This window comes from Brevibacterium jeotgali (assembly GCF_900169175.1).
Classification (GTDB): Bacteria; Actinomycetota; Actinomycetes; order Actinomycetales; family Brevibacteriaceae; genus Brevibacterium; species Brevibacterium jeotgali.
Genome location: NZ_FXZM01000002.1, coordinates 272560 through 287314, shown reverse-complemented (window position 1 = coordinate 287314; position 14755 = coordinate 272560). Strand labels below are relative to the sequence as shown.

Annotated in this window: 10 protein-coding genes; 7 read left to right on the top strand and 3 right to left on the bottom strand. The window is 68.9% G+C overall.

What is annotated here, in order from left to right:
• Positions 1 to 26 precede the first annotated feature (26 nt).
• Positions 27 to 1865, bottom strand: a complete 1839-nt coding sequence (locus BJEO58_RS03165; RefSeq protein WP_101587660.1) for a DEAD/DEAH box helicase — start codon at positions 1863 to 1865, stop codon at positions 27 to 29.
• 223 nt (positions 1866 to 2088) lie between these two features.
• Here BJEO58_RS03165 and BJEO58_RS03160 point away from each other — a divergent pair, with 223 nt between their 5' ends.
• Positions 2089 to 3471, top strand: coding sequence for a glycine--tRNA ligase (locus tag BJEO58_RS03160; RefSeq protein ID WP_101587658.1), 1383 nt, complete (start codon positions 2089 to 2091; stop codon positions 3469 to 3471).
• 144 nt (positions 3472 to 3615) lie between these two features.
• On the opposite strand, the gene BJEO58_RS03155 is transcribed toward BJEO58_RS03160, so the two are convergent.
• On the bottom strand, positions 3616 to 5160 hold the full coding sequence (locus BJEO58_RS03155) for an L-lactate permease (protein WP_101587656.1): 1545 nt from the start codon (positions 5158 to 5160) through the stop codon (positions 3616 to 3618).
• Between the two features lie 100 nt (positions 5161 to 5260).
• Here BJEO58_RS03155 and dusB point away from each other — a divergent pair, with 100 nt between their 5' ends.
• From dusB to BJEO58_RS03125, 6 genes are all read left to right on the top strand, one after another.
• Complete coding sequence (dusB, locus tag BJEO58_RS03150) at positions 5261 to 6454, top strand: tRNA dihydrouridine synthase DusB (protein ID WP_101587654.1); 1194 nt, start codon at positions 5261 to 5263, stop codon at positions 6452 to 6454.
• Position 6455: 1 nt separating this feature from the next.
• Positions 6456 to 7745: a deoxyguanosinetriphosphate triphosphohydrolase gene (locus BJEO58_RS03145; protein ID WP_257904196.1), complete on the top strand. Its 1290-nt coding sequence runs from the start codon at positions 6456 to 6458 to the stop codon at positions 7743 to 7745.
• Positions 7745 to 9829: a DNA primase gene (gene dnaG / locus BJEO58_RS03140; protein WP_101587651.1), complete on the top strand. Its 2085-nt coding sequence runs from the start codon at positions 7745 to 7747 to the stop codon at positions 9827 to 9829. The genes BJEO58_RS03145 and dnaG overlap by 1 nt, the downstream gene beginning before the upstream one ends.
• 95 nt (positions 9830 to 9924) lie before the next feature.
• The gene (locus BJEO58_RS03135; RefSeq protein ID WP_101587650.1) at positions 9925 to 10611 is read left to right on the top strand and encodes a TetR/AcrR family transcriptional regulator; all 687 of its coding nucleotides are present in this window, start codon (positions 9925 to 9927) and stop codon (positions 10609 to 10611) included.
• On the top strand, positions 10608 to 12272 hold the full coding sequence (locus tag BJEO58_RS03130) for an MDR family MFS transporter (RefSeq protein WP_246076008.1): 1665 nt from the start codon (positions 10608 to 10610) through the stop codon (positions 12270 to 12272). Before BJEO58_RS03135 ends, BJEO58_RS03130 begins: the two co-directional genes overlap by 4 nt.
• Positions 12273 to 12284: 12 nt before the next feature.
• Positions 12285 to 13253: a D-2-hydroxyacid dehydrogenase gene (locus BJEO58_RS03125; RefSeq protein ID WP_101587648.1), complete on the top strand. Its 969-nt coding sequence runs from the start codon at positions 12285 to 12287 to the stop codon at positions 13251 to 13253.
• Here the strand turns inward: BJEO58_RS03125 and glpK are convergent.
• Positions 13232 to 14746, bottom strand: coding sequence for a glycerol kinase GlpK (glpK, locus tag BJEO58_RS03120; protein WP_101587646.1), 1515 nt, complete (start codon positions 14744 to 14746; stop codon positions 13232 to 13234). The genes BJEO58_RS03125 and glpK overlap by 22 nt on opposite strands.
• Positions 14747 to 14755 lie beyond the last annotated feature (9 nt).

The window sequence follows — 14755 nt, the reverse complement described above, 5'->3', positions numbered from 1 at the left end:
GTCCTGCGCGGGTAGGCCCTCGCGCGTCAGTCGTTGCGGCGGAAGCTCTTCTTCGCGTCCGCGCGGCTCACGTCACGGCCCCCCGGGCGCCCGGGCTTGCGGGCGTCACGATCACCACGGTACCCGCCGCTGTCGTTCGAGCGCTTGTTGTAGGGGCGACCCGGGCGTCCCTTGTCGGGACGCAGATCGATGGGTCGGCCCTGGATCTTGGTGCGCGAGAGACGGTTGAGCGTGCCATCGGGCAGGTTCTCCGGCAGGTCGACCAGTGAGTGCGTGGTGCGGATGTCGATCGCGCCGATCTGTGCGGAGGTCAGGCCGCCCTCGTTCGCGATCGCACCGACGATGCCGCCGGGCTGAACACGGTCATTGCGTCCCACTGCGATCCGGTAGGTGCGCATCCCCGACTTCTGGCCGTGGCGCTCGTTCCGGGTGTTCGTGGTGCGGGCCTTGGGCTCGGGCAGCGGTTCTGCCATGAGCGACTCGCCGTCGAGCACGAGGACGGCGAGCGCGGCAGCGACCTCTTCGGCGGTGACGTCGTGCGCCTGGATGTAGTCCTCGATGACGGGGCGGATGTCGGTGAGGTCCGAGGAGGTCCGCGATTCCGTGATCCGGCCGGCGAAGCGTGCGATCCGGCTGTTGGTCAGCTGCTCCACCGTCGGCAGCTCGAGCTTCTCGACCGGCTGGCGGGTGGCCTTCTCGATCTGGCGCAGCAGGTGGGTCTCGCGCGGTGTGACGAAGAGGATCGCCTCACCGGAGCGTCCCGCACGACCGGTGCGGCCGATGCGGTGGACGTAGGACTCGGTGTCGTGGGGGATGTCGTAGTTGACGACCAGTCCGATGCGCTCGACATCGAGTCCGCGGGCTGCGACGTCGGTGGCGACGAGGATGTCGATCTTGCCGCCGCGCAGCTGCTCGACGGTGCGCTCACGCGTCTGCTGAGGGACGTCGCCGTTGATGGCGGAGGCGGTGAACCCGCGTGCGCGCAGCTTGTCTGCGAGATCCTCCGTCGCCTGCTTCGTGCGGACGAACATGATGATCGCGTCGTACTCCTCGATCTCGAGCACCCGCGTGAGGGCGTCGAGCTTGTGGGAGTGCATGACGGTGAGGTAGCGCTGACGGATGTTCGGGCCGGTCGTCGTCTTCGACTCGACGCGGACCTCGACGGGGCTGTCGAGGTACTTCTTCGTGATCCGGTGGATGGACCCGGGCATCGTCGCGGAGAAGAGGGCGACCTGGCGCTGAGAGCCGGCCGTCGCGGCGAAGATCTCCTCGATGTCCTCCTGGAAGCCCATCTTGAGCATCTCGTCGGCCTCGTCCAGGACGAGGTGGCGGAGGGATCCCAGCTTGAGCGACCCCTTCTTGAGGTGGTCGATCACGCGGCCGGGAGTGCCGACGACGACCTGGGCGCCGCGACGGAGGCCCGCGAGCTGCGGACCGTATGCCTGTCCGCCGTAGATCGGGAGGACGGAGAAGTCCGACAGGTGCGTGGCATAGGACGTGAAGGCCTCGGCGACCTGGATCGCGAGTTCACGCGTGGGGGTCAGCACGAGGGCGTGCGGTCCGTCGGTGGCACGGCCGAGCTCCGCCATCGCGGAGAGAGTGGGGAGGGCGAACGCGGCAGTCTTGCCGGTGCCCGTCTGTGCGAGGCCGATGACGTCCCGACCTTCGAGGAGCGCGGGGATCGTCCTGTCCTGGATGGGCGACGGGGTCTCGTAGCCCAGGTCGTTCACGGCGGCCGCGACCGCGGGGTGGAGGGCCATCGCGGCGAAGCCGGTGGGGGCCTCGGCGGCTGTCGCGGTCGGCTCCTGGTCGTCGGGCTGGACCGCCGGGGTTTCGGCGTCGATGGTGTGGGGTGCTTCTGGCATGGTTGAGCTCATTCCTAAGACGTAGCGCGCGCACGACCGCAGAGGTCTTGGATGGCGGATGCGCGGGATTCGGCCGAAGGTGCTCGTCTCATGCACGGAGGCCGCGTGAGAATCCTACACGGGGTGCGGCGCCCGGGACGCACGCAGAGGCCACAATCGGTAGGGTTGTGTCCGATCGAACAGCAGCCAGCCGTTCACACCGACCCCCAAGAGGAGCACTTCAGTGGCATCGACCCTTGATTCCGTCATCACCCTGGCCAAGCGGCGCGGATTCGTCTTCCAGGCGGGTGAGATCTACGGAGGGTCCCGCTCCGCATGGGACTACGGTCCGCTGGGAGTGGAGCTCAAGGAGAACATCAAGGCACTCTGGTGGCAGAACTTCGTCCGCGGTCGCGAGGATATGGTCGGGCTCGACTCCTCCGTCATCCTCCCGCGCCGCGTCTGGGAGGCGTCCGGGCATGTCGAGACGTTCGTCGATCCGCTCGTCGAATCCCTCCACACGAACAAGCGCTACCGGTCCGACCACCTCATCGAGGCCTACGTCGCCAAGCACGGTCGCGAGCCGGCCAACGGTCTGGCCGACATCCGCGACCCGGAGACGGGCCAGGAGGGCAGGTGGACTGAGCCGCAGCAGTTCTCCGGACTCGTGAAGACCTACCTGGGCGCCGTCGACAACGAAGAGGGCCTGCACTACCTCCGCCCCGAGACTGCACAGGGCATCTTCGTGAACTTCAACAACGTCGTGACGGCGTCGCGGAAGAAGCCGCCCTTCGGCATCGGCCAGATCGGCAAGGCGTTCCGCAACGAGATCACCCCGGGCAACTTCATCTTCCGCACCCGTGAGTTCGAGCAGATGGAGATCGAGTTCTTCGTCCACCCCGAGGACGCGAAGCGGTTCTACGACGAGTGGGTCGAGGCCTGCTGGGACTGGTTCATCGACCTCGGCATCGATCCGGACAACCTGCGTCGCTTCGACGTGCCGGACGGCGAGCGCGCACACTACTCGGACGCCACGATCGACATCGAGTACAAGTTCGGATTCCAGGGGTCCGACTGGGGCGAGCTCATGGGCATCGCGAACCGCACCGATTACGACCTGGGCCGCCACACGGACGAGTCCGGGACGAAGCTCCAGTACTTCGACCAGGCGAGCGGCGACCGCTACACGCCGTACGTCATCGAGCCCAGCTTCGGTCTGACCCGCGCGATGATGGCCTTCCTCGTCGACGCGTACACGGAGGATGAGGCCCCCAACACCAAGGGCGGCACGGACACCCGCGCCTTCCTCAAGCTCGATCCGCGGCTGGCTCCGGTCAAGGCCGCGGTGCTGCCGCTGTCGCGCAACGAGAAGCTGAGCCCCAAGGCGCGCGAGCTGGCGGCGACCCTGCGCCAGAACTGGAACGTCGACTTCGACGACGCCGGTGCGATCGGCCGTCGCTACCGTCGCCAGGACGAGGTGGGCACACCGTTCTGCATCACGTACGACTTCGATTCGCTCGATGACGACGCGGTCACCATCCGCAAGCGCGACGACATGTCGCAGGAGCGCGTGGCGATCGCCGACGTTCCGGCCTACATCGCCGCAGGACTGCTCGGCGGGAGCTGACGCGGTCGGATACGTCCGGCATTCTCCGATCGGTCGGTCGGAGCAGCGGCCTCGTGCACTCACCGTGCGCGGGGCCGTTCTGCGTCCGGCCGGTCGGACGGTGAGGGTGCGGGCGGGCTGTCCGGTCGGGCGGTCCTGTCGGACTCAGACCGTGAGGGTGAGGGCGACGGCGACGCAGGCCGCGCTGACGGCGGAGAGGCCGACGGTCCAGAGGAGCACGGAGCGCTCGAGCGATTCACGCGTGTGCGCCGCGTCCGCCGGTGCTCCTGCGGGGCTCGGCTCCGCCGAGTGGGCCGAGTCCGGACCGTCGGAGGCGTCGGAATCATCTGCGGCCTCTCGAGCATCCGGGACATCGTGAGCATCGGGGGAGCGGTCCGCCGTCGGAAGCGCGGCGAGTGCCATCGTGACGGCGAGCGCCGCCCGTGCCGGGGAGGCTCCATTGGCGAGCCCCGACGATGCCATGCCGGCGGCGACCACCTGCAGGACCGGTGTGTCCGTGATGGACGCGATGGATCCGAACGTCGTCGCGAACATCGACAGGGAGCCCGTGATGGAGCCTGCGAGGATCGAGCCGACCATGCCGAGCGCGGGGACGGTCCACACGCCGAAGGCGGACAGCGCCTCTCCGATGCGAGTGCTCATGTCGAACACGGACAGCGACCAGCCCATCACCATGAACGATGCGGTCGCCACGCCGACGGGGACCCACGCGCGCACGCCTTCGCGCAGGATGGTTCCGGCGCCGGGTCCCCGGCTGAGCAGGCGCACGATCGCGGCGATGCAGCCGGCGGCCAGCCAGACCGGAGGGGACGTGAGCAGCGTCGTGACCGGGTGCGGCCAGACTGCGGCGATCGCGCTGCAGACCAGGAGCCCGACGGTGAGGACGCCGTAGGGGACGAGTGCGAGTGCGAGCTCGCGGTCGAAGGTCGCTCGTGCTCCGCCGATCCGGAAGACGAGCAGGAGGACGGCGACGACGAGCAGTGTGGCGAGGACACCGGCGAGCGGCGTGCCGATGAGTGAGTTGAAGCCCCAGAGCCCGATGCTCAGCACGGCACCGGCGATGAGGCTGTAGAGGAGCCCCGCGAGCCTGTCGCGCACGGCGAAGGTGAGCACGGCAGCGACGACGCACACCGGGAGGACGTTGTAGTGGGCCGTGGCGATGCCGAGCTCGGTGAGCGGGATGCCGAGGAGCCCGGACGCGACCTTCGCTCCCGGCGCCAGCCCGCCCCACGGTGCGGCGACCATGCCCAGCAGACCCAGGACGCTCGCCTTCCGGATGCCGAAGCCCAGGTGCACGAGGATCGGTATGCCGACGGTGATGCCGATGCCGAATCCCGTCACCGACTCGGCGAAGGGGACGATGCCGAACACGACGAGCACCGCCCCGGCCGTCGCCCCGGGTGACGCGGCAAGCACCCAGTCGCTGATCCGGGCCATCGCGCCGAGTGCTCCCAGGAGCCGTGCGAGCACCACGCCCGTGAGGAGGATGAGCGTCACCTCGACGACGACGGGGAGGAAGCCGAGGCCCTCGGCGGCGAAGGTCCCCACCGCGACGGGGAAGACGCCGATCCCCAGGCCCAGGGCGAGTGCCAGGCCCGCGAGTGAGGAGGTCACGGCGCCGCGGCCCAGCGCCAGCAGGGTGACGACGGCGAGCAGCGGCACGGCAGCCAGGAGGACGGACACGATCACGCGTCAACTCTGTCACCGGCATGTCCGTTTGTCAGCCGCACGGGGCGATCGCGAGACGGGTGGGGTGGGGACGGTTTGACCGATCGGAGACAATGATGCGGTGACTGCTGTGACCGAACCCCGAACCGATGCCTCTGCCCGCCCCGCACTGCGGATCGGCGACATCGAGCTGACCTCACCTGTCGTGCTCGCACCGATGGCCGGCATCACCAACACCGCCTTCCGCCGTCTGTGCCGTGAGTACGGCGGCGGCCTCTACGTGACGGAGATGGTGACGACCCGCGCCCTCGTCGAACGCAATGAGAAGACGATGCGGATCATCCACCACGAGCCGTTCGAGACTCCGCGGTCGGTGCAGCTCTACGGCGTCGACCCGGTCACGACGGGACAGGCAGTGCGGATGCTGGTCGAGGAGGATCGCGCCGACCACATCGACCTGAACTTCGGGTGCCCGGCGCCCAAGATCACGCGGAAGGGCGGCGGGTCGGCCCTGCCGTGGAAGTCGGACCTCTTCTCCTCGATCGTCCACACCGCCGTCCGCGAAGCCTCCCGGGGAGGCGTCCCGCTGACCATCAAGATGCGCAAGGGCATCGACGACGACCACCTCACGTACCTCGATGCGGCGCGCACCGCCGTCGATGCGGGCGTCTCTGCGATCACCCTCCACGGCAGGACGTGCGCACAGCTGTACTCCGGCACGGCGGACTGGACTGCTATAGCCACGCTCAAGGACGAGGTCGCACGGCTCGCGGGCGATTCGATCCCGGTGCTCGGCAACGGCGACATCTTCGCCGCGGAGGACGCGCTGTCGATGATGGAGCAGACCGGCTGCGACGGTGTGGTGGTGGGACGAGGCTGCCAGGGACGCCCCTGGCTCTTCGGCGACCTGGAGAACGCACTCTCGGGCAACCCCCTGCGCAACCAGCCGGACCTGGGCGGTGTCGCGGACGCAGTGCGCAGGCACGGGGAATACATGGTCGAGCACTACGAGGACGAGTTCATGGGGGTCCGCGACCTCAGGAAGCACATGGCCTGGTACTTCAAGGGGTATCCGGTGGGCGGTGACCTGCGCAGCCGCCTCGCGAAGGTGTCGTCGCTCGACGAGCTCGATGCCCTGCTGGGCGAACTGGACCCGACGCAGCCCTACCCCGGAGAGGCGGCCGAGGGCTCGCGCGGCCGGACCACTCGTGCGAAGCGCCCGCACCTGCCGGAGGGATGGCTCGACTCCCGGCAGATGGGCGACTCCTGGTATGCAGAGCTGGCCGAAGCCGAGCTCGACATCTCGGGGGGCTGACGTGGTGACCGGATACCTCTCGACTCCCGTGTTCGACTACGGCTCGAGCGACCGTGAACGCTGGGTCGACGAGCCGCCCAAGAACCCGCGGCGCACGGAGTTCCAGCGGGACCGCGCCCGCGTGCTCCACTCATCGGGCCTCCGACGCCTGGGGGCGAAGACCCAGGTGGTGTCCCCGGGCAGCGACGACTTCGTCCGCACGCGGCTGACCCACTCGCTCGAAGTGGCGCAGGTCGGTCGTGAGCTCGCCCGCTACCTGGGCTGCGATCCGGAGATCGTCGACACCGCGTGCCTCAGCCACGATCTCGGCCACCCGCCGTTCGGTCATAACGGGGAGACGGTCCTCGACGCGCTCGCGACGGATATCGGCGGCTTCGAGGGCAATGCTCAGACCCTTCGCGTGCTGACGCGCCTGGAGCCCAAGGTCGTCACGGACGCCGGCGGACCGGCGGGCCTCAACCTCACCCGCGCGACCCTCGACGCGTGCACGAAGTACCCCTGGCCGCGCAGCGACGCACCCGCAGGGCGGGAAGGCGCGCGGGTGCGGAAGTTCGGCGTCTACGAAGACGATCAGGAGGTCTTCGACTTCTACCGCGATGGTCATCCGAACGCGCAGCGGTGCCTCGAGGCCCAGATCATGGATCTCGCGGACGACATCTCCTACTCCGTCCACGATGTCGAGGACGCGATCGTCGCCGGGCACCTCCGCCTCGAGGAGTTCTCAGGAGACGACGCCATGGCGGGCCTCATCGACATCACCCGCGCCTGGTACCTGCCGGAGGCCCGCGACGAGGACATCGTCAGGGCGCTCGACCGGCTGCGGGCCGCCGCGTACTGGCCCGGGGACGAGTACAGCGGCAGCCGCCGCGACCAGGCGTCGCTGAAGCACATGACGAGCCAGCTGATCGGCCGTTTCGCCGCTGCCGCCGAGGCCGCGACGCGCGAGGAGTTCGGATGGGGTCCGCTGGGCCGGTACGCGGGAAGCCTCGTCGTGCCTGACGCGTCCATGCAGGAGATCGCAGTGCTGAAGGGGCTGGCGACCGTCACCGTCATGGTGGCCGAAGACCGGCTGCGGCTCCAGGAGATCCAGGCCGACGTGCTGCGGACGGTCGCGGAGTACTTCGGTGAGCATCCGGAGGCCATGGACCCCCTCTACACCGCGGATCACCGCGATGCGGACACGGACGCGCAGCGTCTGCGCGCCGTCGTCGATCAGCTGGCCTCCCTCACGGACCACTCGGCGTGGACGCACTACCACCGGCTGCGCGCGGGCCGGGCGGACCTGCTCTGATGGCGGGACTCATCAAGCGGGAGGACATCGACGAAGTCCGTTCCCGCACCCGGCTGGACGACGTCGTGGGCGAGTTCGTGTCGCTGCGCACCGCGGGAGTGGGCTCGCTCAAGGGACTCTGCCCGTTCCACGACGAGCGCACTCCGTCATTCCACGTCCGCACGCAGGTGGGCATGTACCACTGCTTCGGCTGCGGTGAGTCCGGCGATGTGTTCACGTTCCTCCAGAAGCTCGACGGAGTGACCTTCGCGGAGGCGGTCGAGCGACAGGCCGAGCGCGTCGGCGTGCAGCTGCGGTATGAGGAGGGCGAGGGCCCGCCGCGCGAAGAGGTCGGACGTCGCCAGCGACTCATCGAGATGCACCAGGTCGCAGAGGAGTACTACCGTCTCCAGCTGGGCGAGGCGGAGGCCCAGACCGCACGCGAGTACCTGGCGGCGCGCGGCTTCGACGCGGAGTCGCTCGACCGGTTCGGCGTCGGATACTCCCCGCGCGGCTGGGACAATCTGCTGCGGTTCGTGCGCGGGCGCGGTTTCACGACGGAGGAGATCACGGCCTCGGGCCTGGTGTCCGAAGGACGCCGCGGCATCTACGATCGCTTCCGCGGGCGCATCATGTGGCCCATCCGGGACGTCACCGGACGGACCATCGGATTCGGCGCCCGCAAGCTCTACGACGACGATCAGGGTCCCAAGTACCTCAACACCCCGGAGACTCCGCTCTATCGGAAGGCGCACGTCCTCTACGGACTCGACCTCGCGAAGCGGGAGATCGCCCGGACGAAGAGGGTCGTGGTCGTCGAGGGGTACACCGACGTCATGGCGGCGCACCTGGCGGGTGTGGGCCAGGCGGTCGCGACGTGCGGAACCGCCTTCGGAGAGGATCATGCGAAGGTCGTGAGTCGTCTGCTGGGTGACGAGGCCTCCGGATCCGGCGAGGTCGTCTTCACCTTCGACGGCGACGAGGCCGGACAGCGCGCTGCGCTCAAGGCCTTCGAACTCGAGCAGCGGTTCGTCGCCCAGACGTTCGTCGCGGTCGAGGCGGGAGGCCGAGACCCCTCGGACCTGCGGGCCGAGGAGGGCGACGCCGCAGTGCGCGACCTCGTCGACGGTCGACGGCCGCTCTTCGAGTTCGCGATCGCGCAGGCGATCTCCCGCTTCGACCTCTCGACGGTCGAAGGCCGCGTCGGGGCGATGCGCGCGGCGGCGCCCGTCGTCGCCTCCATCCGCGATGCAGCGATGCGGCCCGGCTATGAACGCCTCGTGGCGGGCCGACTGGGCGTCGGGATGGAGGAGGTCGCCGAGGCCGTCCGGCGCGCGAAGCCCGCGTCCGGCGGCCGTGGTCGCACGGGAGAGCGGCGGCCCGATTCGCCGTCGTCTGGCAGGGGCGGTCGGCAGGCCGGCCGGGGGGCTCAGCAGTCCGGGCCTCGGCAGTCCGGGGCTCAGCAGTCCGGAATTCAGCATTCCGGTCGAGGCGGCTGGGAGCGCTCGGCTCCGGCGCCTGCACAGGGTGTCGGATCACCCTCCAGCCCGTATGAGTCCGGCACCGCCGGACGGATCGAGGAGTACGCCGAACAGCTGGGCAGTGCAGCCTCGGCGGTCCCCGACTTCGACCCGGTGGCGGTCCGGATCGAACGAGGCGCGCTGCAGGTGGCCCTGCAGCAGCCGCAGTTCGTGAACGCGACGCTCTTCGACGGACTCAACGGCGAGGTGTTCACCCACCCCGATCTGCGGAACGTCCACGTCTGCATGCAGCAGTCGGGCGGCATCCGCGCGGGCCTCACGGATCCGGCCGGGTGGCCGGAGCGGGTGATGGAGACTGCGTCGGGTCGCGGAGACGAGCGGGTGCGGTCACTGGTGGGCGCACTGGCGGTGGAACCGCTGCCCGCTGAGGACGCAGCCGGTGTGGAGCGGTACTCCCGCGGCATCATCGCGCGCCTCTTCGATTCGGACATGGCCCGCATCGCCTCCGAACTGCACTCGCGCCTGCAGCGGACGGACCCCACGGACCTCGAGACGAGTTCCGCTCTGCTGAACCAGCTGCAGATCCTCGAACAGCAGAGGGCGCGCATCCGACAGCTCATGTAGGACTGTGCTCCGGACCACAGGGCGTGACGCATATCCTGCACTCACTGCACGTTTGCATTTGATGCAAGGATGCATACGGTGCAGAATCGTTGACTGTGAGTACAACGAGCTGTGTCCCCGGAGAAGGCGAGTCCCTGCGCGATCGCAAAGCGCGCCGGACCCGCGAGTCGATCCATCGCGCTGCAGTGCGGCTGTCCTGCGAACGCGGACTCGACGCGGCGACCGTCGCCCAGATCGCGGATGAGGCCGGCATCTCCCAGCGGACCTTCTTCAACTACTTCGCGAGCAAGGAGGACGCGATCATCGGGACGGCGACGAGCGGCCCCGATGAGCAGCTCGTCCGTGACGCCCTCGCGTCGACGGACTTCTCAGCCGGCGTGCTCGAGACGACGGCCGATCTGATCCGCGACATCCTCTCCCGCTCACTGGGCGACGAGGAGACCGAACGCATGCGCAGGGTCCTCTTCATGCGCAATCCCGCGCTCGTGCAGCGCAATGCCGATGCGGGCAGCGCCCTTGCCACGATGCTCATCGATGCGCTCACACCCAGACTCGCCGATGAGATCTCGGCCCTGGATCTGCCGGACGGGACCACTGCGCGGGACGTGGTGCGGATGATCGTCCTCATCGCGCTCGCTCCGCTGCGCCACTCGTTCGTGATCCCCACAGCCCCTCCCGCGCACGGCGATCCTGCCGACGACCCCGCCCCTCAGAACCTGCACGATCGGTTCGATCACTCCCTCACTCTGTTCCGCACAGTCCTGGAAGGCATCAGAATTTGAGACGCGCCCTCGCACTCGACGACTCGCCGAAGCCCGCTGCGGGACCACGATCGGACACTCCCGCCGGCGGCGAGGGATCCGGGACTCCGTCGACCGGGCAGATCGTCGCCCTGTTCGTCGGGCTGATGCTCGCGATGTTCATGTTCTCGCTGAATCAGACCGTGCTGGCCACCGCCCTGCCCACCATCGTGGGCGAGCTGAACGGTGTGGGCCAGATGCTGTGGGTGCAGACCGGCTTCATGCTGGCCTCCACCATCCTCATGCCCGCATACGGCCGACTGGGCGACCAGTTCGGACGCAAGGCCTTCTTCATCGCCGCCATCTCGATCTTCATCGGCGGCTCCTTCATCGGGTTCCTCGCGCCCACGATGGGATGGCTCATCGCCGGCCGGATCGTGCAGGGCGTGGGCGGCGGCGGGATGATGATCCTGTCGCAGGCGATCATCGCGGGCGTCGTGCCCGCCCGCCAGCGCGGCAAGTACATGGGCATCATGGGGTCCGTCTTCGCGGTCTCGTCCGTCGCGGGACCGCTGATCGGGGGCTGGCTCACGGAAGGTCCGGGATGGCGCTGGGCGTTCCTGCTGTCGCTGCCCCTGGGTGTGCTCGCGATCATCTCGACGATCTTCTTCTTCCGGGAGGACGCGAGCACCCGCACGGGAGAGCGCTCTGTGGACGTGCTCGGGCTCGCGCTCATCGCCGTGTTCACCAGCTCGGTCGTCCTCCTGTCCGCTTGGGGCGGCACCCAGTTCGCCTGGGCGTCCCCGGAGATCATCGGACTCATCAGCGCCGGGGTACTCGCGGCGGCGGCATTCGTCGTCGTGGAGCTGCGGGTGAAGGCGCCCATCATTCCGATGTGGCTCTTCAAGGACCGCAACTTCACGCTCGCCTCGATCGCCGGCATCAGCCTGTCCGTCGGGATGTTCGGAGTGATCTCCTACATGCCGACCTACCTGCAGATGACCCACGAGCTCTCACCCGCCAACGCGGGACTGTCCATGATCCCGCTCATGGCCACGATGCTCGTCGTCGGCACCAGCGTCGGCTTCCTCATCGCTCGGACCGGTCACTACAAGAGCTACCCGATCGCCGGCCTCTTCACCGCCACGGTGGGACTGGTGCTGCTGTCGACGGTCGAGCCCGGAACATCCGTCGGGGTCCTCATGGGCTTCCTCGCGGTGTTCGGCACCGGGCTGGGCCTGGCACTCCAGCAGCTGGTCCTCATCGTGCAGAACTCCTTCCCCGTCCGCATGGTCGGCACGGCGACCGCCTCGAACAACTACTTCCGGCAGGTGGGCGGCACGCTCGGCATGTCGCTCGTGGGGACGCTGTTCACCTCGCGGCTCATGGCCAACCTCGAATCGGGCCTCAGCGCTGTGCCCGGCGGTGCGGGGGACATCGGCTCCGCGAACAGCCTCACCCCGGATATCGTGGCGCATCTCCCGGCTCCGCTGTACGACATCGTCGTCACCGCGTACGACGACGCGCTCACACCTCTCTTCCTGTGGGTGGCGCCGCTCACACTGATCGGCGCAGTGATCGCGTGCTTCATCGACCCGAAGCCCCTTGCGACGACGATCGAGGCGGCGGAGGCGCCCCGGTCGACGGTGACGGCCGGCCCGCTCGATGGTGAGAGCGACCGCGACCCGACGACGCGCGGGTGAGAGGATGACGATATGACGATCCTCACCATCCTGACCAGCCCGGACAAGCCCCGACCCGCGGTCTTCGACCGGCTGAGCGCCGACGCCGAGGTCCGCTGGGTCGAGGCGGACACGCTCGCCTCAGCCCTGCCGGGTTCAGACGCACTGCTCATGTGGGACTTCTTCTCGACCGCGCTCGAAGACGCGCTGCCCGCCGCCGACAGGCTGTCGTGGGTCCACGCGGCGAGTGCCGGCGTCGATTCGCTGCGCTTCCGCGGGCTGGTCGACTCCGGCGCCACGGTCACGAATGCGCACGGCGTCTTCGACCAGGCGATCGCGGAGTACGTCCTGGGCGTCGTGCTCATGTTCGCGAAGAAGTCGGTGGAGAGCCTCGAACTCCAGCGGGACCACGTGTGGCACCGCCGCGAGACGGAGACGGTCGCGGGCACCCGTGCGCTCATCGTGGGGACCGGCGGCATCGGCAGACGCACAGCGCGGCTCCTGCGCGCGTTCGGCGTGGACGTCGTGGGGGCCGCGACCCGTGCGCGCCCGGGGGACGCTGACTTCTCCAAGATCATCGACTCCGCGCATCTGCGCGACCACCTGTCCGATGTCGACTGGCTGATCAACGCGGCACCGCTCACCGATGCGACCCGTGGGATGTTCGATGCCCCCGTGTTCGCGCAGCTGCCGAGCACCGCGCGCTTCGTGAGCATCGGACGGGGCGCGTCGACGCGTACGGACGATCTGCTGGCCGCGCTCACGGACGGCACGATCGCCGGTGCGGGCCTCGACGTCGTCGATCCCGAGCCGCTGCCGCCCGGTCACCCCCTGTGGGATGCCCCGAACACACTCATCACGGCGCACCTGTCGGGTGACACAGAGGGCTGGACCGACCGACTCGCACAGCAGTACCTCACCCACTGGGACGCCTGGATCGCGGGGGAGCCGTTCCCGCAGACGGTGGACCTGCGTGCCGGCTATGTGCCCAGCGATTCCTGAGGGGGCACCCAACCCAGGGACCGCTCGACCGCGGCCTCCCAGCGCGCACGACGATGCGCACGGTCCGGCTGGGGCATCGACGGCTCCCAGCGGCCCGTCTCCTCCCAGAGTGACTCCACGTCCTCCGTGCCGGAGTAGATGCCGCGGCCGATCCCGGCGGCGAAGGCCGCACCGATCCCCGTCGATTCGATCCCTCCGCGCACCACGGTGCAATCAGAGATGTCCGCCTGGAACTGCAGGAGGGCGTCGTTGACGGCCATCCCGCCATCCGCGCGGATCTCGTCGATCGCGAAGCCGGAATCGCGGCGCAGCGTCTCGATGACCTCGGTCGTCTGGAACACGGTCGATTCGAGCGCAGCACGGCTGATGTGGGCCTTCGTCGAATATCGCGTGAGCCCGACGATCGCTCCACGGGCGTCGGCGCGCCAGCGAGGGGCGTAGAGCCCCGAGAACGCGGGCACGAAGTAGACGTCCCCGGAATCCTCCACGGAATCCGCGAGCGCCTCGACCTCCGCGGAATCGCGGATGATCCCCAGGTTGTCCCTCAGCCACTGGACCAGGGAACCGGCGACGGCGATGGAGCCCTCCAGCGCGTACTGCGCCGGGAACCCGGTCTGCTGGAACGCCACGGTGGAGATGAGGCCGCCGCTGGCGCGCTCGATGACCGTGCCCGTGTTCGTGAGGAGGAAGCAACCTGTCCCGTACGTGTTCTTCGTAGCGCCGGCGGTGAAGGCGCACTGGCCGAACGCAGCCGCCTGCTGATCGCCCAGGACCCCCGTGATGGCCACGCCCCCCAGGAGGTGGCGCTCGTCGACCGTGCCGAAGTCCCCGATCGACGGGCGGATCTCCGGCAGGATGTCACGCGGTACGCCGGTGAGGGCGAGCATCTCCTCTGACCAGTCGAGCGTGGTGAGATCCATGAGCATCGTGCGCGACGCATTCGTCACGTCGGTCGCATGGAGCCCTCCGTCGACGCCCCCCGTGAGGTTCCAGATGAGCCACGAGTCGATCGTGCCGAACAGCAGGCGTCCCTGATCGACCGCGCGGCGGATCCCCTCATCGGACTCCAGCAGCCACAGCAGCTTCACCGCGGAGAAGTAGGTCGCCGGAGGCAGACCCGTGATCTCCGTGATCCGGTCCCCGGCGCGGTCCGCGAGGCGGGCGACGATCTCTTCGCCCCGGGTGTCCTGCCATACGATCGCAGGCGCCAGCGGACGTCCGGTCGTGGGATCCCAGACGACAGTGGTCTCCCGCTGGTCGGTGATGCCGATGCAGTCGACATCCGATGCGGTGAGCTGAGAGGTGCCGAGCACCTGTCCGATCATCTCGCGGGTGACCCGCCAGATCTCCAGCGCATCGTGCTCGACCCATCCGGGTCGCGGGAACGACTGACGGAACTCGCGCGAGGCAGAGGCGACCGTGCGGCCGCCCTCATCGAGGACGGCCGCACGGGTCGAGGTCGTGCCCTCATCGATCGCGAGGATGTGACCCACTGCGATGAC

Excerpts from the sequence above, each read along its gene's own strand:
- dnaG (WP_101587651.1), top strand. The coding sequence starts at position 7,745 with ATGGCGGGACTCATCAAGCGGGAGGACATCGACGAAGTCCGTTCCCGC.
- BJEO58_RS03125 (WP_101587648.1), top strand. The coding sequence starts at position 12,285 with ATGACGATCCTCACCATCCTGACCAGCCCGGACAAGCCCCGACCCGCG.
- BJEO58_RS03165 (WP_101587660.1), bottom strand. The coding sequence starts at position 1,865 with ATGCCAGAAGCACCCCACACCATCGACGCCGAAACCCCGGCGGTCCAG.